19 protein-coding genes and 1 pseudogene are annotated in these 17,187 nt (G+C 69.7%); 11 read left to right on the top strand and 9 right to left on the bottom strand.

Going from position 1 to position 17,187, the window contains the following annotated elements:
* Window positions 1–225, top strand: a pseudogene (locus ACGFN2_RS34385) (hypothetical protein); the annotation flags it as partial.
* Window positions 226–450: 225 nt separating this feature from the next.
* Window positions 451–1,449 carry a serine hydrolase gene (locus ACGFN2_RS34390; protein WP_393366777.1) on the top strand — a complete coding sequence of 333 codons (999 nt, stop codon included), beginning with the start codon at window positions 451–453 and terminating at the stop codon, window positions 1,447–1,449.
* A gap of 120 nt (window positions 1,450–1,569) precedes the next feature.
* Here ACGFN2_RS34390 and ACGFN2_RS34395 read toward each other — a convergent pair whose 3' ends face one another.
* From ACGFN2_RS34395 to ACGFN2_RS34415, 5 genes are all read right to left on the bottom strand, one after another.
* On the bottom strand, window positions 1,570–1,806 hold the full coding sequence (locus ACGFN2_RS34395) for a hypothetical protein (protein ID WP_393366779.1): 237 nt from the start codon (window positions 1,804–1,806) through the stop codon (window positions 1,570–1,572).
* Between the two features lie 252 nt (window positions 1,807–2,058).
* Window positions 2,059–2,940 (bottom strand): hypothetical protein, encoded by an 882-nt coding sequence (locus ACGFN2_RS34400; RefSeq protein ID WP_393366781.1) that lies wholly within the window; start codon window positions 2,938–2,940, stop codon window positions 2,059–2,061.
* Window positions 2,941–3,041: 101 nt separating this feature from the next.
* Window positions 3,042–3,491, bottom strand: a complete 450-nt coding sequence (locus ACGFN2_RS34405; protein WP_362614283.1) for a hypothetical protein — start codon at window positions 3,489–3,491, stop codon at window positions 3,042–3,044.
* A gap of 212 nt (window positions 3,492–3,703) precedes the next feature.
* Entirely contained in the window at window positions 3,704–4,465 is a 762-nt protein-coding gene (locus tag ACGFN2_RS34410) for a nucleotidyltransferase domain-containing protein (protein WP_393366784.1), read from the bottom strand.
* Between the two features lie 65 nt (window positions 4,466–4,530).
* Window positions 4,531–6,069 (bottom strand): hypothetical protein, encoded by a 1,539-nt coding sequence (locus ACGFN2_RS34415; RefSeq protein ID WP_393366786.1) that lies wholly within the window; start codon window positions 6,067–6,069, stop codon window positions 4,531–4,533.
* A gap of 222 nt (window positions 6,070–6,291) precedes the next feature.
* On the opposite strand from ACGFN2_RS34415, the gene ACGFN2_RS34420 reads away from it, so the two are divergent.
* The 4 genes from ACGFN2_RS34420 (at window position 6,292) to ACGFN2_RS34435 (ending at window position 10,242) form a co-directional block, all read left to right on the top strand.
* Window positions 6,292–7,347, top strand: a complete 1,056-nt coding sequence (locus ACGFN2_RS34420; RefSeq protein ID WP_393366788.1) for an NUDIX domain-containing protein — start codon at window positions 6,292–6,294, stop codon at window positions 7,345–7,347.
* A gap of 206 nt (window positions 7,348–7,553) precedes the next feature.
* Window positions 7,554–8,747: a DUF418 domain-containing protein gene (locus tag ACGFN2_RS34425; RefSeq protein WP_393366790.1), complete on the top strand. Its 1,194-nt coding sequence runs from the start codon at window positions 7,554–7,556 to the stop codon at window positions 8,745–8,747.
* Window positions 8,748–8,921: 174 nt separating this feature from the next.
* Window positions 8,922–9,944, top strand: coding sequence for an alcohol dehydrogenase (locus tag ACGFN2_RS34430; RefSeq protein WP_362614271.1), 1,023 nt, complete (start codon window positions 8,922–8,924; stop codon window positions 9,942–9,944).
* 1 nt (window position 9,945) lies between these two features.
* Window positions 9,946–10,242, top strand: coding sequence for a hypothetical protein (locus ACGFN2_RS34435; RefSeq protein WP_393366793.1), 297 nt, complete (start codon window positions 9,946–9,948; stop codon window positions 10,240–10,242).
* A gap of 41 nt (window positions 10,243–10,283) precedes the next feature.
* On the opposite strand, the gene ACGFN2_RS34440 is transcribed toward ACGFN2_RS34435, so the two are convergent.
* The gene (locus tag ACGFN2_RS34440) at window positions 10,284–10,589 is read right to left on the bottom strand and encodes a hypothetical protein (protein ID WP_362614267.1); all 306 of its coding nucleotides are present in this window, start codon (window positions 10,587–10,589) and stop codon (window positions 10,284–10,286) included.
* 307 nt (window positions 10,590–10,896) lie between these two features.
* On the opposite strand from ACGFN2_RS34440, the gene ACGFN2_RS34445 reads away from it, so the two are divergent.
* Genes ACGFN2_RS34445 through ACGFN2_RS34455 form a run of 3 tightly spaced genes read left to right on the top strand, consistent with a single transcriptional unit; the run spans window position 10,897 to window position 12,322 of the window.
* Window positions 10,897–11,079 (top strand): CopG family transcriptional regulator, encoded by a 183-nt coding sequence (locus tag ACGFN2_RS34445; RefSeq protein WP_362614265.1) that lies wholly within the window; start codon window positions 10,897–10,899, stop codon window positions 11,077–11,079.
* A gap of 1 nt (window position 11,080) precedes the next feature.
* The gene (locus tag ACGFN2_RS34450; protein WP_393366795.1) at window positions 11,081–11,425 is read left to right on the top strand and encodes a VOC family protein; all 345 of its coding nucleotides are present in this window, start codon (window positions 11,081–11,083) and stop codon (window positions 11,423–11,425) included.
* Window positions 11,426–11,464: 39 nt separating this feature from the next.
* The gene (locus ACGFN2_RS34455) at window positions 11,465–12,322 is read left to right on the top strand and encodes a class I SAM-dependent methyltransferase (protein WP_393366797.1); all 858 of its coding nucleotides are present in this window, start codon (window positions 11,465–11,467) and stop codon (window positions 12,320–12,322) included.
* 75 nt (window positions 12,323–12,397) lie between these two features.
* On the opposite strand, the gene ACGFN2_RS34460 is transcribed toward ACGFN2_RS34455, so the two are convergent.
* Entirely contained in the window at window positions 12,398–12,724 is a 327-nt protein-coding gene (locus tag ACGFN2_RS34460; RefSeq protein ID WP_362614258.1) for a plasmid stabilization protein, read from the bottom strand.
* A 273-nt stretch (window positions 12,725–12,997) separates the two neighbouring features.
* Here ACGFN2_RS34460 and ACGFN2_RS34465 point away from each other — a divergent pair, with 273 nt between their 5' ends.
* The gene (locus ACGFN2_RS34465; protein WP_362614255.1) at window positions 12,998–14,236 is read left to right on the top strand and encodes a SpoIIE family protein phosphatase; all 1,239 of its coding nucleotides are present in this window, start codon (window positions 12,998–13,000) and stop codon (window positions 14,234–14,236) included.
* 63 nt (window positions 14,237–14,299) lie between these two features.
* On the opposite strand, the gene ACGFN2_RS34470 is transcribed toward ACGFN2_RS34465, so the two are convergent.
* Window positions 14,300–14,491 carry a hypothetical protein gene (locus ACGFN2_RS34470; protein WP_393366800.1) on the bottom strand — a complete coding sequence of 64 codons (192 nt, stop codon included), beginning with the start codon at window positions 14,489–14,491 and terminating at the stop codon, window positions 14,300–14,302.
* 270 nt (window positions 14,492–14,761) lie between these two features.
* Here ACGFN2_RS34470 and ACGFN2_RS34475 point away from each other — a divergent pair, with 270 nt between their 5' ends.
* The gene (locus ACGFN2_RS34475; protein WP_393366802.1) at window positions 14,762–15,895 is read left to right on the top strand and encodes a glutathione-independent formaldehyde dehydrogenase; all 1,134 of its coding nucleotides are present in this window, start codon (window positions 14,762–14,764) and stop codon (window positions 15,893–15,895) included.
* 204 nt (window positions 15,896–16,099) lie between these two features.
* Here ACGFN2_RS34475 and ACGFN2_RS34480 read toward each other — a convergent pair whose 3' ends face one another.
* Window positions 16,100–16,957, bottom strand: a complete 858-nt coding sequence (locus ACGFN2_RS34480; RefSeq protein WP_362613210.1) for a calcium-binding protein — start codon at window positions 16,955–16,957, stop codon at window positions 16,100–16,102.
* Window positions 16,958–17,187: the final 230 nt, after the last annotated feature.

The following is a 17,187-nucleotide window of genomic DNA, read 5'->3' on the forward strand; positions in this document are numbered from 1 at the left end:
AACCGGGCGCCGTTCTTCGTCGGCAACCACTTCGAGCAGTGGAACGGCGGCATCTACATGGACGCCGTCGAGGAGGCGATCAAGCACATCGCCGACGACAAGCACAAGGACGTCCGGCTGGTCTCCTTCCGGCAGCTGTGCGACTGGCTCGACGCCCAGGACCCCGAAGTCCTCGCCGAACTGCGCCAACTCGGCGTCGGACAGAAGTTCACCGGACGCGGCTGACCGGGCCGAACGGTGTGGCCCCTGCCGTTGGTGACAGACGGCTCGCCCGCAAGGAGCAGGGAACGCCTCGTAGAGGACCTCAAGCGCCACCGGCTTCCTATCGACGTGTACTCAGCTCTTTGATGCCGCCCCGCACACCCCCTCCCCTTCACCACCCACATAACAGTCACAACTCCCGCTCCCCACAAACCAATTGCTCAGCCCCCGAAAGGACTGTGAACACATATGACATGGGCTTCGGCCGTCACCGCGGCGGCCATCGGAGTGGGAGCGGTTGCGGGGCCCCTCGCAGCCGCCACACCATCCGTCGCGGCGCCGCAGCGTGCCGCCGAGAAGACCACGTCAACGGTTCAGTGCACCTCGTCTGACCAGAGGCTGGCCACGAAGCTGGAGGACGATATCGCCACGGCGCTGGAAGGCCGGAAGAGCATGGCCTCGCTCTCCTTCTTCGACCGGCCCACCGGCACCAGTTGCACCTCCGACGCCGCCAAGAAGTACGACTCCGCCAGCGTGGCCAAGACCATCATTCTCGGGGCCCTGCTCTACCAGGGGAACGGCACCCTTACCGATGCAGAGGACACCCTCGCACGCAAGATGATCATTGACTCGGACAACTCCTCCGCCACCACACTGTGGAAGCAGTTGTCCGATCTGCGCGATCCCGCGAAGCCGGACCCGGTCAAGGTCCAGGAATTCCTCGACAAGGCCGGGATGGACCACACCGTCCTCGACAAGGAGGGCGTCTGGGGCCTCACCCAGGTCACCGCGGCCGACCAGGCCAAACTCCTGCGCCTCTTCACGGGTAACGACGACTCGGTCCTCGGCGGAAAGGCTCGTTCTTACGCGCTTGACCTCATGAATCAGGTGCAGAGCGTCCAGCGGTGGGGGGCCACGGCGGGCGCTCCGCTCGACTCCGTGGTCCATGTCAAGAACGGCTGGTTGCAGCGCAGCCAGAACCCTGACGTCGACTCCTTCGACAGGGGTGACTGGAAGGTGAACAGCATGGCGGTTCTCACGGAGAACGGCTATGGCTCCGGGCTGGTGGTCCTCACGGAGAACAACCGGGTTCCCGAAGGACGCCCTGCGGAGGAGGGGTGGGACTACGGCATCGAGACGATAGAGACCGTCTCCCGTGCCATTTACCGGGACGTCTATCCGGATGCCGACGGTTACCACCCCAGCAGGCCGACCTCTCCGGCCGGCGCACCGTCCGCTGCAGGGTAGACGACTCCAACCGCACGCGGATCGGGGTCTTAGTCTCCCCGGGCCCGGCACAGGTGCCCGCCGTGCGCAAGCCGAGCCCGGGGAGACAGCACCGTGTCTCCCCGGGCTCGGCCGGGACGGTCAGGCCGGCTTGTGTTCAGGAGCCGGGGCGGCGTTGACGTCCAGAAGGTCGCGGAAAGCAGTCATGCACGGCGAGCAATAGCGTGCCGTGGGGTCGTCCTCCTGGTCCGACGGCCGGGGGCCATGGGTGGCCAGCTTGCGGCCGCACAGGGTGGAACGAGCGTCGTGCTTGGCCATGACGTGCCACACCTGTCCTGAGCTGCCGGTCGTCGAGGGGCCGGCGCGCATCTCGTACATGGGCCTCTCCCTGATACTGGTGGGGGCGGGCTGGACGGCAGGGAACAAGCCGCCGCCAGCGCCGTGGGTGCGGTTCCATCCGTTGCTCATGGAACACCGGGGCACTCTGCCGGGCCATCGCGGAAGGGCCGGACGGGTGAACCGGCCCCGCATCGCGTTCGATCGTCGGCGGGCAGGGGAAGAGATGCGCGCCGCATGCCGCGCCGACGGCAGGGTGTGGCGGACCGGGCCGTTCCGGGGCGGCGACTCCGCTCAGGTGGCGGCGTCGCGGATGACCCGGCGGGCGGCTTTGAGCCAGTCGGATTTCTGGGCGGCGAGCTTCCGGAACTCCGCGGCGTGGCGGCGCACCACACCGTGTTGCAGCCGGGCCTCCGCCTTGTCCCAGACCGTCACGAGGCGGGTCTGCTGTTTGCACCGTACGTCGGCCTGTGCCGTGGCGATCTCATGGCGGGACGGCCGGGGGGATTTCGCCCAGCGGTCGTCGCCGGCAGCGGCGAGCGGGTCCGCGGCGCGGTATCCGTTCCGCTTCATGCAGGCACTCCAGGAACGGACGGCGGCGCTGACCGCACGGTCCTTCCGGGAGGCCGTGAACTCCTCACGGATGCGCCGGTTGAACAGCGCCGTACTGACCTTCGGAACACCTCGCAGCAGCTGGCCGTGGGCCTTCTTCCAGCACCCGCTCACGCCGTCCTTTCCATAGGCGGCGAGCTGCGCGGCACGTGGCATCTTCTCCCGGGCCCGCCAGATCTCCTCCCGTCGAGCCGTTTCCGGCGCGGGCGGCGGCAGGTGGTAGCCGAACCGGCGGGCGACATCCGGTTCGATGACCCCGTAGCGGCGTCGCTGCGGCGGGTCGGGGTCGACGGCGCTCGGCCGCGGAAGCGCGGTCCATCCTCTTCCCCGGTCACGCATGCAGTCGCGGATCAGGACGTCTTCGGCCGCTTCGATGGTGTGGACATCGGGGCCGGAGAGCGCGTAGGCGTCGAAGGGCAGGACCAGGCGGCGTACGTCCTCCGAAGGGGGCGGTACGGCGAGTGGCCGCGCGCTGTGGCGCGGCGGGGACGGCATCACCCCGGACGAACAGCCGGTGACCAGCGCCAGCAGTGCCAGGACGGCGGCGATATGACGGAAGGGCATGGTGGCCTCTCCTGCGCACGGCGGCGCGGTGGGGCGGTGGAGCGGTGAGGCGGTGGGGCGGTGGGCGGACCGCTGCCGGGCGCCCCACCGCACTGCTCCTGCTACCGGAACGTCACACAACTGGCCTTGTTGTCGAAGCCGTTGTTCGACAGGTCGTTGTCGGAGCTGTGTGCGTTGGAGTAGTAGTGCGGCCCGACGCAGCTGCCGGGGTGGTCACTGAGCACCACGAAATGGGACGTGGTGTTGTTGACCGAGCTGGTGCCGTTGTCGATCGTGCGGCCCTTGTGCGGTCCGCTGAGCCAGCGGTTGTTCCGCAGGTCGCGGTCGGAGCCCGTGACATAGGCGTATCCGCCGTGCCGGTCGTCGTCCTTGAAGAAGTAGAACTTGGCTGCAGCGAGGCCCACCTCGGTGGAGGCGGAGTCGTCTGCCGTCGTGGTCGTCGCCGTCGGAGTGGCTGAGGTGGTGGCGTCCGCGGTGGCCGCGCCGATCCCGACCAGTGTCACCGTGCTCAGTGCTCCCGCGGCCACCGTCCGCACGAAGTTGCGCTTCATCTCTCTTCTCCCCCTTGAATCAACGGTGTTGCCGACTTGGGCGAGGAGTCTTCCCGGTCACGGAAGGCCCCTCATCCCCCGGGCTCTGCCCGGCGTCAGGGTCGATTCAAGCACTTGTTGCACAGTGGTGACACGGGATTCGAAAAGGTTCGAAAGTGCGGCAGCACGCAAGCGCAGGTGGGGCCCGCGCGGGGCTGTCGCCTTCGAGCCGGTCACACGTCCCAGTGCTGGGTGTATCCCTCGCGCAGTGGACCGCCGAGCAGGTCGAGCAGGCTCTCGGCCGCGGCGGCCAGTGGGGCGGGGTCACCGTGTTCGGCCACGGTCTGATGGCCGTCCAGCAGGGCCCTGCCTCGTTCCGGATCGGCGCTGAGCAGTCGGCGCGGCAGCCATTTGCCGATGCCCGTCCAGGCGTTGTGGTGAGCGGTCAGCAGATGCGCGGCCTCGCGGAGGGTGGAGTCGGCGAGGGCGAGTTGTTCGTGACGGTCGGCGGGCGGGGTGTCGGTCAGATCGTCCATGAAGCAGGTGAGGAGGTAGCGGCCGCGTTCCCACTCGGCCGGGGTGAGCGGGGGCGGTGCGGACGCGAGGACCGCTCGGGCCTGTGCGCGGGCTCGGGCCACATGGCCGTGCGGGTCCAGCAGCGGTACGCCCTGGTCGTAGACGAAGAGGACGGTGCCCCGGCGGCGGGCTCTGTCCCATGCGAAGAATTTCGTGAGGTCCGCGAGGGTGTGCAGGAACATCTCGGCCAGGCGGCCGTCGTGGCGGATCACCTCGCGTCGGCTGGTGTCCTCATCCGGAAGCAGCACGGCCACATCGAGATCGCTGGTCGGCGTCGCGCGGCCGCGGGCGGCCGAGCCACCGAGGATCGCGCCCAGGGCGTGCGGGTAGCGACTGGTGACGAGGCGCAGAGCTTCGTCTGTCGGTGCTGCTGACGGTGCTGTTGTCGGTGCGGTTGTCGGTGCGGTGTGATCCTTCATGGGCGTTCATGGTGCCAGCCCGGAGGCGGCCGTCCTACGCCGACGGCGGGCTCACAGGGTCCCGCTCAGTGGAGATCCAGGCCGAGTTCCTTCTCCAGTACGGAGGCCTGTTCTGGTGTGGCGAAGACGTAGTAGCTCTCGTAGCCGCCGTTCCTGAGGCGCACGAAATCGACGAAGTAGAAGCGGCGCGGATTCTCGCCGGGGTCGGGATCGGCATGGCCCATGAGGTGCATGACGGCCAGATGATCGAGGTAGTCGTGCGACTGGTGCTCGGTCTCCTCGGTCACCAGGACGCCGTTGCGGGCGAACTCCAGGTGGTCGCCGTACTCGCCGCCGTAAAGCCTGACACCGGTGAACGTGACCGCGCCGTCGGTGAGTGCCGCGGCCTCCTCCAGGAGGTGCGTGTAGCTTTCCTCCAGGTCGTCGACATCATCCGCGTGGGCCGAGACCGCCACGCCGAACGCTTCGAGCGCATCGGGCACTTCGTGGGGCGGCAGCTCCTCGTGGGCGAACTCGGCGTACCTCGTGAGAACGCTGCCGGCCTTCTCCCGGGTCACCATGCCCATCCGCGTCAGGAGCGCTCCCACGTGTGCGTACGAGGACGCCCTGAACGGGAGCAGCTCGTCCCGCAACGCGGCCCGCCGTTCCTGCGGCCCGACGTCCGCCTCCGTCCCCGGCCCCGCCTGCGCCTCGGGGAGCAGCTCGCGCAGGCACCCCAGCGGAATCGCCGCGCCTCCGACCCGCTTGTCCGGCTGGTCCACGAACGGCACCTCGGTCCACACGTTCTCCCGCGAACCCAGCGCCCACGGCTCGGCGTCGGGATCGTAGGGGACGTACTGCCACACCGCCCCCTTGTTGCGCCGGATCACCTCGCCCAGGTACCAGCACGCGCCCTGGACGAACGGCTCGTCCCGCGCGGCGTCGAACTCCGCAACCGTGGCGAACCGCTGTCGTATGACGGCTTCCAGCCAGCCCAGCGTGCGGGGATGGAAATTCGATCGCCACGCCCCGTCGAACGCCTCCTTGGCCCAGTCCGCGAGTGCCTCGCTCCGCTCGGCCAGCCAAGCCGTCAGCACCGGATGCTCCGGCAGTGGCTCGCCGGGGTCCACATGCGGGGTGTGCTCCTTGACCGGCGCCCACCCCGGTATCGCCCGCTGCCGCGCCGTCACGGCCTGCCGCAGCCGCTCCAGCTCCCCGGCGAACGCGGTCCCCGTGCGCACCCGGAGGGCGTACGAGATCAGCAACATCGGTGCCACGGGCGAGAGATGCAGGTCCGGGTCCGGGCAGACCACGGGCTGTCCGGGGAGATCACCGACCGGCCGGGTGTGCCAGCCCCAGGCACCGCCCGCCACGCCGAGCAGGACTTCGCCGAGGTACGCCGTCGCGCTCGCCACGAACTCCGCCCGGTCCCCGTCCTCTTGCACGGAGTCGTCGTGCTCCAGCAGCCGGGCCTCCAGCGCGTCCAGCGACTCGGGGCGGTAGTCGACGGGGAACCCCTCGGGCAGGAGCGCCTTCTCCAGGAGCAGCAGCTGATACGGCAGGTCGTCGAGCCAGGTCTGCAGCAGGCGCTGCGGGGAGTTCTCCGGCGGTGTCTCAGCCATCATGCGGACACTGTAGGGGCGGGCACTGACACCGGCCCCCGCCCCGCCCCCACCTGCACCGATCCCTCCCCCAGCGGCGCCAAACACCGCCACCCGCACCTCACTTGGCCGGACGGTGCGGCGCCGCCACGGAACGAGAGGACACAATCCCTGGCACGATCCTTGGCACGCGGCCGGCACGTCCGGTCGGCTCCACTCCCCCACTACGCGGAAAGGCAGTGCGCGATGGGACACGTCACGCAGGACGCATGGGACGCCCACTACGGAGCGGGCCGTTCCTTCCGCCCGCTCGGCGACGCCGAACACACCCTGCTCCGTGCACACGTCCCCGCACCGCCCGGCGGCCGCGCCCTGGACGTGGGCTGCGGACTGGGCGAACTCGCCCGCCATCTCGCGGCTGCCGGCTACACCGTCGACGCCGTCGACCTCGCGGTCACGGCCCTGGACATCGCCGAGCGGACACCGCCGGTCTCCGGCACCGTGCGCTACCTGCGGTGCGACATCGAACGCGACTCGCTCGACGACCTGCACACCTCGTACGACCTGATCGCCCTCCGGCTGAGCTACGCGTTCATCGGAGACCGCACCCGGGTCATGCACCGGCTGCGCGAACGACTGCGTCCCGGCGGCGCGATCGTGGTGATCACCCCGCTCGCGGCCGCGGTGCCTGCCGACCGCCGCCGGACCGCACTCGACGAACACGAGATCACCCTGCTGTCCGCCGACTGGCACACGGTCGAACGCCACGACACCGACGGGCTGGCGTGCCTCGTGCTGCGCGATCCCGCCTCGGGACCGGTGGCCTATCGCGGCAAGGGACGCCCGTCCCCGCATGCGCTGACCGGTGCGGGCCTCGTGGTGACCGACGCGGCGGGCCATGTGCTGCTGGGCCGGTCGCTGAAGGGGACATGGGAGCTGCCCGGCGGCAAGAACGACGCTGACGAGTCCTTCGCCGAAGCCGCCGTGCGCGAACTCGCCGAGGAGACCGGCCTGCGGGCCGAGGCATCCGCTGCCCGGCTGCTGGCGCTCCTGATGGACTCCGTGCACGGCATGCCGCGGGTGACCGCCGCCGTCCGCGTCGTCGACTTCCGAGGCACCCCGGAAGTGCGCGAGCCGCACCTCATCCACCGCTGGGAGTGGCACGCCCTCGCCGACCTCCCAACCCTGACCGCCGACCTGTTCACCCCCAGCGCCCACGTCCTCGACGTCGTCTGGCCCGGCCTGCTACCGGAACTGCCGCCCGTGCACCGGTATCCGCTCGCCTCAGAGCCGCGCCCGTAAGCTGCCCGCCTTCTGCACCCTGCCAAGTTTGCCGCCGGGAACCGGAGTTCGGGCAGGGAAATGATGTCGGGGTGAACGAAGCACCAAGGCGTCCCTCCGTCCGACCACAGAGGGAAGCCCTCTTCCCGGCGGGTGCATCTTTCGATGTACGACAGTTCGTCTGCGCTTACGAGGAATGCCGGCCGGAGCGCATCAATGATGAAGGCATGACTCTGGCACTGCGCTCACCAGCCCATTCATCCGATACCGGGGGTGGCCGGCTCCCCCTGCTCGACGTACTGCGCGGCACCGCGATCCTCGGCACGCTCATGACCAACGTCTGGGTCTTCACCAGTCCCGGCGCCGAATGGGGGTTCCTGCAGAACGGCTCCGGGCACGCCGGATACGGGTCCGTACCGGCGGCGGCCGAGAGCCTGTTCCAGCTCGTGGCGAACGGCAAGTCGTTCTCCATGCTCACGATCCTGTTCGGGGTCGGCCTGGCCATCCAGTTCGACTCCGCCGCCCGGCGCGGAGAGCCCTGGCCGGGCCGCTACCGGTGGCGGGCGTTGTTCCTGTTCGCCGAGGGCACCGTGCACTTCGTCCTCGTCTTCGCCTGGGACGTCCTGATGGGCTACGCGGTCACCGCACTCCTCGTGGCCTGGCTGCTGGCCCGATCGATACGCACACAACGGCGCGTCATGTGGTGGGCGGCCGGGCTGCACCTGACCATGATGTGCGCGCTCACCGCGCTGCTGATCCGGACCGGAGAGAACACCGGCGGCGGCAGCGGAGGCGGCGTGTCCCAGCGGGTCGTCGACCTGTACGCGGAGGGAAGCTACCTCGACCAGATCGCGTTCCGGCTGGAGACCGCCATCGTGCTGCGCCTGGAGCCGGTGCTGGCCTTCGCGCTCATGGTCTTCCTGTTTCTGCTCGGGGTGCGGCTGTTCCGGGCGGGCGCGTTCGCGATGGACGCGACGGGCCGGCGCATCCGGGTGCGGATGCTCGGCTGGGGCCTGGGCCTGGGGGCACCGCTCTCCGCTGTGAGCGCCGTGGGCGGAGGGGACCTCATCCTGCTGGAGCGGTACTGTGCCGCTCCGCTGGTGGCCGTCGGGTACATCGGTCTGATCGGCGCGGTGGTGAGCCGGATACGCCGCCCGGGCCCGTTGACCACCGGCCTCACCTCTGTCGGCCGGACGGCTCTCTCCGCGTACGTGCTGCAGAACCTGATGTGCATGCTGCTCTGCTACGGCATCGGACTCGGCCTGACCGCCCGCTGGGGGGACACGGGCCGCCCCTGGTGGGTGATGGGGCTGTGGGCCGGAGTGTGCGCTGTCCTCATGGTGGGCTCCACGCTCTGGCTGCGCCGGTTCTCCGCGGGTCCGTTGGAGTCCGTGCAGAAGTGGGCACTGCGCCGGCGCTGAGCCGGCCCGGGCTGAGCGGTCGGCCGCCGCACGTCAGACAGCTCCACGGCCGCCACCCCACCCGAACGGCGCAGCCGTCTCCGCCGCACCACACCGGCCGGTCCGCCCTCGCCGCGCGTGATCGTGGCCGAGCTGGTCTGCTGGCCGGGAGCCGTCTACCCGGAGAGAACCCCCATGAGCACGTATCGAGCCGCGCAGGTCACCACCGCCGACGGGCCCCTGGAGATCGTCGAGCGTGAGGTGGTGCAGCCGGGGCCCGGCCATGTCCGGGTGGCCGTGGAGGCCTGCGGGGTCTGCCACAGCGATGCCGCCTTCATCGGCGCGCTGTTTCCGGGCGTGCGGTTTCCGGTGGTCGCCGGGCACGAGATCGCGGGACGTATCGAGGCGGTCGGCGAGGGGACGTACAGCGGCTGGCAGGTGGGTGACCGGGTCGTGGTGGGCTGGTTCGGGGGGAGTTGCCACCACTGCACGCCCTGCCGGCGGGGCGACTTCATCGTCTGCGAGAGCCTGAAGGTCCCCGGCTGGTCGTACGATGGGGGCTTCGCCGAAAGCATGATCGCGCCGGCTGACGCGCTGGCCCGGATTCCCAACGGGCTGGCGGCGACGGATGCGGGCCCCATGGCCTGCGCGGGGGTGACCACGTACAACGGGCTGCGGCGCAGCTCCGCACGGCCGGGGGACCTGGTCGCCGTGCTCGGCGTCGGCGGACTCGGTCACCTGGGGGTGCAGTACGCGGCCGCGATGGGCTTCGAGACCGTGGCCATCGCGCGCGGAGCCGACAAGGCCGACTTCGCCCGGCAGCTCGGTGCGCACCACTACATCGACAGCACGGCGGGCACGCCCGTCGCGGAGGCGCTGCGTGCCCTGGGCGGCGCCAGGGCGATCCTCGCCACCGCCGCCAACTCCGAGGCCATCACGGCGACCGTGGACGGGCTCGCCCCGCGCGGTGAGCTGGTGGTGGTCGGTGTCGACGCCGAACCGCTGGGTTTCAACCCCACCCAGCTGATCCTGAGCGGCAGGGTCGTCCGCGGTCACCCGTCCGGGACCGCGCAGGATGTGCGGGACACCTTGGTGTTCAGTGCCCTGCACGGGATTCGGCCGATGGTCGAGATCGTGCCGCTGGACCAGGCCGACGAGGCCTACCGGCGGATGCTGGCGGGCGCCGCCCGCTTCCGGATGGTGCTCACGACACGCTGACGTGCGCGTGCCGCCGGCGGGGGCGCGGCATGGCTGCCGTACGAAGGCGAAGGAGCGGGTGTTCGGCGGCCTGGTGGAGGTCCGTACCGCATCCGGCGCCCCGACCGAGGAGCTCTTCGACGAGGTGCTGCGCAACACCGCGTCACACCACGATCAGCTGGCCTTCGACCAGGTGCGCGCCGCCGAGCAGCCGTCCTCGCCGCGCTACGCCCCCGGGCCGAATCCTGCCGCTCCTGGGTTCCTGACCACCCCACCCCGCGGGCACGCTCATGTCCCCCGCCCAGGACGGGGGACATGACTCAGCGTCAGTTCAGATCACGGACCACATGAAGACCGGACTCAGTCGCTGTCCTCGCCGGTGGCGAAGCGGCGTGCCGCCCGCCGGCCCGCGTAGCGCTCCTTGCGGTTCTCTTCCTTGACCATCTGCTGACGTTCCCTGACGCAGGCGCGCGCATGGCACCCCGCACAGCAGGTGCCGCCGAACAGCAGCACGCCGGGGTCTTCCCACCGGCAGCGGGTGTCCGTCTTCTCCTGCGTCGGGCGCGGCGGCAGATCGCAGGCACCGTAGCGGTGATCGTGGACCGGCCGGGGGCGGTGCTCCGCGTGGCGCACCCACAGGGGTTTCGTCTTGTCCGTACGGGACATCTCGTTCCTTCTGGAACCGCCGCCCGGGCTCCCGGACCTTCCGGGCGGGCGGCTGGGTTCGGAACTTCACCGCCACCCGCACCCTCCTCGGTCCACAGCACCTGCCGGACGGAATCCAGCACCCCGGCGGGCAGGGATGTCTCCCGCCGGAACCACCGGAGTCACCGCACCCTCAACGGGTCGGCTCGGACGGCACTGTAGGTCACGCCCGGCGAGAGCGATATGCATTTTCGGCCCGCGCAAGCGGGAGCACGAGCGGGAGCGCGACACTCGCATTGCTAGCTTACTAGCGTGCTAGCATCCGTCCGTGGGTGATGAAGAAGTCAAACAGTTCAACGTGTACCTGCCGATCGGACTGATCAAGCAGGTCAAGTACCGCGCCATCGAGTCGGGCATGTCGCTGTCGGCGCTGGTCGCCGAGGCACTGCGGGCCTACCTCGACGATGCCCATGAACCCAGCAAGCAGCGACCGGCCGAAGAGGAGAGCTGACATGGCGACCGAGGGAATCGAGGCCCTGTTCCTGACGACCCACAACTGGGGGAAGGCGGCGAAGTTCTTCCAGTCACTGGGCTACGAGCTGGACTTCGCGACGGACCACAACTCCGGCCGGCTTCGCAACGGCGACGGCCCGTCCGTGTTCATCGCCGAGGTCCCCGAGGACCAGGAACCCCAGACGCGCGTCGTACTGAAGGTGCCGGATGCGGAGGCGTTCCGTCCCGATCCTGCCGTCGAGGTGGTCACGGCCTTCGAGGACACCCACTACGGGACCAAGGAGATGACCGTCCGGGACCCCGACGGGCGCCTGTGGAGCCTCCAGGCTCCCGCCAAGGACTGACCGCAACGCCGAGGAACGACCACAACGAGGGGGAACACCATGGCAGATGAGCAGAGCGAGGCACCGGACAGCACCGCGGTACGGACCGCCCTCTGGCGGGCGATGCATGTCCGGACCGACCCACCGCCGCATGTGGTCGAGGACGAGATCGGCCTGCGGATCGCGGCTCCCGGCGCGGACTGGCGCGATCGCCCGGACATGGACCCGCACGCCACCAGCGCGTTCCGGGCCGCCATGGTGGCGCGTGCGCGCTTCATCGAGGACCTGATCACCGAGCAGGCCGACCGCGGCGTCACCCAGTACGTCATCCTGGGGGCCGGCCTGGACACCTTCGCCCAGCGCAAGCCGGAGATCGCCGCCCGCCTGCAGATCTTCGAGGTCGACCGGCCCGGCCCCCAGGCCTGGAAGCGCCGCCGTCTGGTCGAACTCGGTTACGGCATCCCGGAATGGCTGCACCTCGTGCCGGTCGACTTCGAGGTCGGTGCGTCCTGGCCGGATCAGCTGGCGGCCGCCGGCTTCGATCCCGGCCGCCCGGCCGTCGTCGTCTCCACGGGCGTCACCATGTACCTCACCGAAGAGGCCACCGTGGCCACCCTGCGCCAGGTCGCGGCGCTCGCCCCCGGCTCCACCCTCGCCATGACCTTCCTGCTGCCGGCCGAACTCGTCGACGCGGCCGACCGGCCCGGCCTCCGGGCAAGCACGGAAGGCGCGCGAGCCTCCGCGACACCGTTCATCAGCTTCTACACCCCGCAGGACATGCTGACGCTGGCCCGCGAAGCCGGTTTCAAGGACGCCCGGCACGTCTCGGGGGCCTCGCTCGCCGGGCGCTACTTCGCCGGCCGCACCGACGGCCTCCGCCCGTCAAGCGGCGAGGACTTCCTGCTGGCCGCGACCTGATCTCTGAGTCATCCGGTACCGGAGAGTGCGTCCCTGGGCACCTGCGTCAGTCGGTGCGCACGTACGGGGCGGGCCTCATCGCCCGAGCGCCCTGCGCAGCTCGTCCTTGGTCATGTGGGAGCGGCCGTCGATGTTCTTCCTCCGGGCCTCCTCATAGAGCTGGTCCTTGGTCGGGCCCTGGGGGCCGCTGTGGGAGTGTGCGCCGCCGCGCTGGGGGGCGGATCGGGGGTCGCGGAGGGAGGCGTTGCCGGCGGACTGCGCCTCGCCGGCGCGGGCGCGCTCCTTGTTCACCGTGCGGGCGGCGATCTCCTTGGCGCGCCGCTCCGAGACTCCGTGGTCCAGCGCGTTCTGCTTGATGTGCTCGTACTGCCGCTCACGCTTCCGGTCCGAACCTGCCGGCATGGTGCCACTCCTTGATCGAGTGGGGCGTCGGGCGTGTGCTGAGTGCCGTGTCCCCACGGCCGGACGCCTCCACGGGCTGCGCTTGTGTCTCTCTCACTCCACTCGCAAAGGGCGCCGTGCGCGACAGGAGGGAGCCGGTCAGGAGGCGTCGGTGCCGCCGAATGGTGGAGGCGGGGTGGAGCCGACGGCGTGGGCGGGCGGGTGCGGCGGGCGGACCGTAGCGTGAGGAGGCGGGGTCGACGGCGCGCTGAGAAGGGCAGGGAGGCGACGGCGATGTCAGGGATCGACTACGCGGCGCTGTTCGCCGCCACCCCGAGCCCTTACCTGGTGCTGGGGCCGGACCTGGTGATCGTGGAGGTCAATCAGGCCTACCTGGAGGCGACCAGGCGGACCAGGAACGACCTGATCGGACGGCATATCTTCGATGCCTTCCCGGACAACCCCGCCGATCCCGAGGCCGACGGGGTACGGAATCTGAACGCCTCGCTGCACCGGGTCCTGGCCTCGCACGAGCCCGACACGATGGCTCTGCAGAAGTACGACATCCCCGTCATGGGCAGGCCCGGGGCGTTCGAGGAGCGCTGGTGGTCCCCGGTCAATACGCCGATCGTGGGGCCGGACGGGTCCGTGGCGTGGATCATCCACCGGGTCGAGGACGTGACCGCGTTCGTCCAGGCCCGTGCCGGACGCGATGAGCAGCCGACCGGGCAGCTCACCGAGCGCGAAGCCCTGGAGGCCGAGCTGTACGCCAGGGCGCGCGAGCTCCAGCGGCTGAACGAGGAGCTGCGCCTGGCCCACACCCGTGAGCGGCAGGTGGCGGTGACCCTTCAGGAGGCCATGCTGCAGTCACCCGATCTGGCCCGGCACCGGGATGTGGCGGTGCGCTATCTGCCCGCCGCCGGCTCGCTGAACGTGTGCGGCGACTGGTACGACATGGTCGACCTGCCCGACGGCCGCTTCGCGGTGGCGGTCGGTGATGTCGTCGGCCACGGCCTGGAGGCCGCCGCGGCCATGGGCATGCTCCGCAGTGCCCTGAGTGCGGCGATCCGTGCGCTGGAGCGGCCCGCCCAGGCGCTGGAGGTGCTGGGGCTGTACGCCCGGTCGGTCGAGGGAGCGTTGAACACCACCGCCGTCAAGGCGCTGGTCGACCCCCGCAGCCGCCTGATCATCTACAGCAACGCGGGCCATCCGCCCCCGGTCCTGGTGCACGCGGACGGCAGCCATGAGCTGCTGGACCAGGCCACCGACCCGCCGCTGGGCGCCCGGCCGCAGCACGTTCCCCGCCCGCAGGCCGGGGTGGCGTACACGCCCGGGGACACCCTCGTGCTGTACACGGACGGGCTGATCGAACGCCGTGACGAGGACATCGACGCCGGACTCGCCCGGCTGACGGAGGCCCTCAGCAGTTTCCGGGCCCTGAGCCCGGAGCGGCTGGCCGACGCCCTGCTCGCCCACCTCGGCCTCACCGGCGGCGCCCGCGACGACATCGCGTTGATCATCACCCGGCTGTGAGGGCTGCTGTCGTCCCGGCCACACCAGGTCAGCGGCCTGTACGGCGAGGTCGCGGAGCCCGGGTCAGCGGTCGGCGATGTCCTCGCGCAGGCCGTCGGAGAACTCCCACCACGACAGGGGGAGCCAGTCTCCGTTCACAAAGGCATCGACGGTCGCGCCGCGACCACGGACGGTGACCGTGGTGCCCGGCGGGTAGGTGGTGCCGGACAGGCCGGGTACCGGGACGAGCAAGGTCCCGAGTCGCTGCGCTACCACGTGCCGCCTCCCTCTTTCATCGCCCAATACAACGCTGCATCGTCCAATACAACGCTGCATCGTCCAATACAACGCTGCATCGCCCCATGCAACGCCGCATTACTCAATGCAACACTGCGACGCTCGACGCGACATTGCGATACCGAAGTGGATATTCCCCTCACATTAGCGGCTTGCCCCGCCCAGTAGACCGGAGAATCATGAGTGATAGGTCACGTCAAAGGGGCGGGAAGCCATGCGCATTCTTCGCTGAGCGGGAGGTGGCAGCAGATGAAAGCCGTTGTCTACAAAGGACCGTTCTCGGTGGCGGTCGAGAATGTCGACAAGCCGCGCATCCAGCACCCCAACGAGGCGATCGTCAAAGTCACCTCCACCGCGATCTGCGGCTCTGACCTGCATATGTACGAGGGACGTACGGCGGCCGAGCCAGGCATCGTCTTCGGGCACGAGAACATGGGAATCATCGAGGAACTCGGCCAGGGCGTCACCTCCCTCAAGGAGGGCGACCGGGTGGTCATGCCCTTCAATGTCGCCTGCGGATTCTGCAAGAATTGCGTCGAAGGATTCACCGGGTTCTGTCAGACCGTCAATCCGGGATTTGCGGGCGGCGCTTACGGATACGTCGCCATGGGGCCCTGGGCGGGCGGCCAGGCCGAATACCTTCGGGTACCCTACGCCGACTTCAACTGCCTGAAGCTGCCACCGGGAAACGAGCACGAGAGCGATTTCATCCTGCTCGCCGACATCTTCCCCACCGGCTACCACGGCTGCGAACTCGCCCAGGTACGCCCCGGGGAGAGCGTCGCGGTGTACGGCGGCGGGCCGGTCGGCCTGATGGCCGCCTACTCGGCGCTGCTGCGCGGGGCGAGCAAGGTGTTCGTAGTGGACCGGGTGCCCGAGCGGCTGGCGAAGGCCGAGGAGATCGGTGCGGTGGCGGTCAACTTCGCCGAGGGTGACCCGGTGCAGCAGATCAAGGACCGGACGGAGGGCGCCGGCACGGACAAGGGCGTGGACGCCGTCGGCTACCAGGCGATGGCACACGGCGCGGCACGCGAGGAACCGGCGACCGTGCTGAACTCCCTCGTCGACACGGTGCGGGCCACGGGTGCCCTCGGGGTTCCGGGCCTGTACGTACCGGCGGACCCGGGCGGACCGGATGAGCAGTCCCAGCGGGGCATGCTCCTCGTCTCGATCGGCAAGCTCTTCGAGAAGGGCCTCCGGATGGGGACAGGGCAGTGCAACGTGAAGCGCTACAACCGGCAGCTGCGCGACATGATCATCGAGGGCCGGGCGAAGCCGAGCTTCGTCGTCTCTCATGAACTGCCCCTGGACCAGGCCCCGTCGGCGTACGACAAGTTCGACAAGCGCATCGAGGGCTACACGAAGGTCGTGCTGCATCCATAGACGGGCCGCACGCAGCCCCCGCCTGCCACACCGCCGCACCCGGCAGGGACGGCCGAGGAACGACGCACCGACCACGCCGACCGCCCGGAACGGACCGTTTGCTCGTCCGTTCCGGGCGGTCGGCGCTGGACGCGTCAGAGGCCGAAGTTCCCCCTCGGGCCCCAGACTTCACGTCATGGCATGTCCTGCTTCTTACTTCACTTCCTACTTCACATCGAGGAAGTCGCTCGTCGAGTTCACCGACGAGGTCGTCGACGTACCGGCGAAGGCGTAGCGCCAGGAGCCGTCCGCGGACGCCTTCACGGTCGCCTTGAGGTTGCCGCGGCTGTCCGACCTGACGGTCTTGACGGTGCTGTAGGCGGCGGCGCCCTTCTTGCGGAACTGCAGCTGCACGGACTGCTGGGTGTAGCCCGCGTACTTGTCGGTGTCCCAGTTGGCGCGCTTCAGGGCACCGGTGACCGTGACGGTCTTGCCCTTGACCACGGGCTCCGGTGCGGCGTTGGTGGTCAGCTGCGCGGCCCGCTTGACCCAGGAGGACTTGTAGCTGTCCTTGCGGGAGTAGTCGCCGTCCTTGCCCACGGCGGACGCGAAGACATGCCACCGGCCGGCGAGGATGTTGCCGTAGACGGTGGTCTTCGGGTCGGCGACAAGGGTGACCGAGCAGGTGGAGGTGGTGGCGTTGACCGTCTTGCAGGTGCCGTGGTCGACGCTCGGCGTCATGGCGCCGTCGACACCGTTCTCCAGGTCGGTGCCGTGCCACAGGAAGGCATAGCCGTCGTAGATGCCGGCCGGGTCGGTGGCGGTCACGGAGACGGTGTACGTCTTCTTCAGGCTGGTGCCGACGACTATGTCCTTGCCGCCGTTGACGGTGACGTTCGTGATCTTGGTGTCGCCCTTCGCGGCGTCCGCCACGGCCTTGCCGGGGGACTTCGCGACGAACGGCGAGAGCTGCGCCTTGGCGGCGCGAGCACCCGGGGCGTCCGCGGCCTGGGCGGCCGGGACGCTGAGAGCGGAGAGAGCCAGGGCGCCGGACAGTGCGGCAACAGTGGCGCGAGTTCGCATGTATTCCTCGAAAGGGAAGGGGCCCCGCGGCGTGGGACACGGTCGACGGGACCCGAATCGGTCTGGAGTCCGCTGACTCCAGTGACCAGACCTCGGAGGGATGTGAATGGTTGTACATCCACGTGGATTTTTCGTGAACATCAGTCAGGCGGTGGTTGTTGGCGAGTTGACCGGTGTCCGGCATGAGCGCGGCCCGGGCGGCCTGCCGCGATGGCTCGCGGGGGGAAGGA

This window comes from Streptomyces sp. NPDC048612 (assembly GCF_043199295.1).
GTDB lineage: Bacteria > Actinomycetota > Actinomycetes > Streptomycetales > Streptomycetaceae > Streptomyces.

Bases quoted from the DNA above. Each gene is read 5' to 3' on its own strand.
- ACGFN2_RS34390 (WP_393366777.1), top strand. From the start codon at position 451: ATGACATGGGCTTCGGCCGTCACCGCGGCGGCCATCGGAGTGGGAGCG.
- ACGFN2_RS34395 (WP_393366779.1), bottom strand. From the start codon at position 1,806: ATGTACGAGATGCGCGCCGGCCCCTCGACGACCGGCAGCTCAGGACAG.
- ACGFN2_RS34400 (WP_393366781.1), bottom strand. From the start codon at position 2,940: ATGCCCTTCCGTCATATCGCCGCCGTCCTGGCACTGCTGGCGCTGGTC.
- ACGFN2_RS34405 (WP_362614283.1), bottom strand. From the start codon at position 3,491: ATGAAGCGCAACTTCGTGCGGACGGTGGCCGCGGGAGCACTGAGCACG.
- ACGFN2_RS34410 (WP_393366784.1), bottom strand. From the start codon at position 4,465: ATGAAGGATCACACCGCACCGACAACCGCACCGACAACAGCACCGTCA.
- ACGFN2_RS34415 (WP_393366786.1), bottom strand. From the start codon at position 6,069: ATGATGGCTGAGACACCGCCGGAGAACTCCCCGCAGCGCCTGCTGCAG.
- ACGFN2_RS34420 (WP_393366788.1), top strand. From the start codon at position 6,292: ATGGGACACGTCACGCAGGACGCATGGGACGCCCACTACGGAGCGGGC.
- ACGFN2_RS34425 (WP_393366790.1), top strand. From the start codon at position 7,554: ATGACTCTGGCACTGCGCTCACCAGCCCATTCATCCGATACCGGGGGT.
- ACGFN2_RS34430 (WP_362614271.1), top strand. From the start codon at position 8,922: ATGAGCACGTATCGAGCCGCGCAGGTCACCACCGCCGACGGGCCCCTG.
- ACGFN2_RS34440 (WP_362614267.1), bottom strand. From the start codon at position 10,589: ATGTCCCGTACGGACAAGACGAAACCCCTGTGGGTGCGCCACGCGGAG.
- ACGFN2_RS34450 (WP_393366795.1), top strand. From the start codon at position 11,081: ATGGCGACCGAGGGAATCGAGGCCCTGTTCCTGACGACCCACAACTGG.
- ACGFN2_RS34455 (WP_393366797.1), top strand. From the start codon at position 11,465: ATGGCAGATGAGCAGAGCGAGGCACCGGACAGCACCGCGGTACGGACC.
- ACGFN2_RS34460 (WP_362614258.1), bottom strand. From the start codon at position 12,724: ATGCCGGCAGGTTCGGACCGGAAGCGTGAGCGGCAGTACGAGCACATC.
- ACGFN2_RS34465 (WP_362614255.1), top strand. From the start codon at position 12,998: ATGTCAGGGATCGACTACGCGGCGCTGTTCGCCGCCACCCCGAGCCCT.
- ACGFN2_RS34475 (WP_393366802.1), top strand. From the start codon at position 14,762: ATGAAAGCCGTTGTCTACAAAGGACCGTTCTCGGTGGCGGTCGAGAAT.
- ACGFN2_RS34480 (WP_362613210.1), bottom strand. From the start codon at position 16,957: ATGCGAACTCGCGCCACTGTTGCCGCACTGTCCGGCGCCCTGGCTCTC.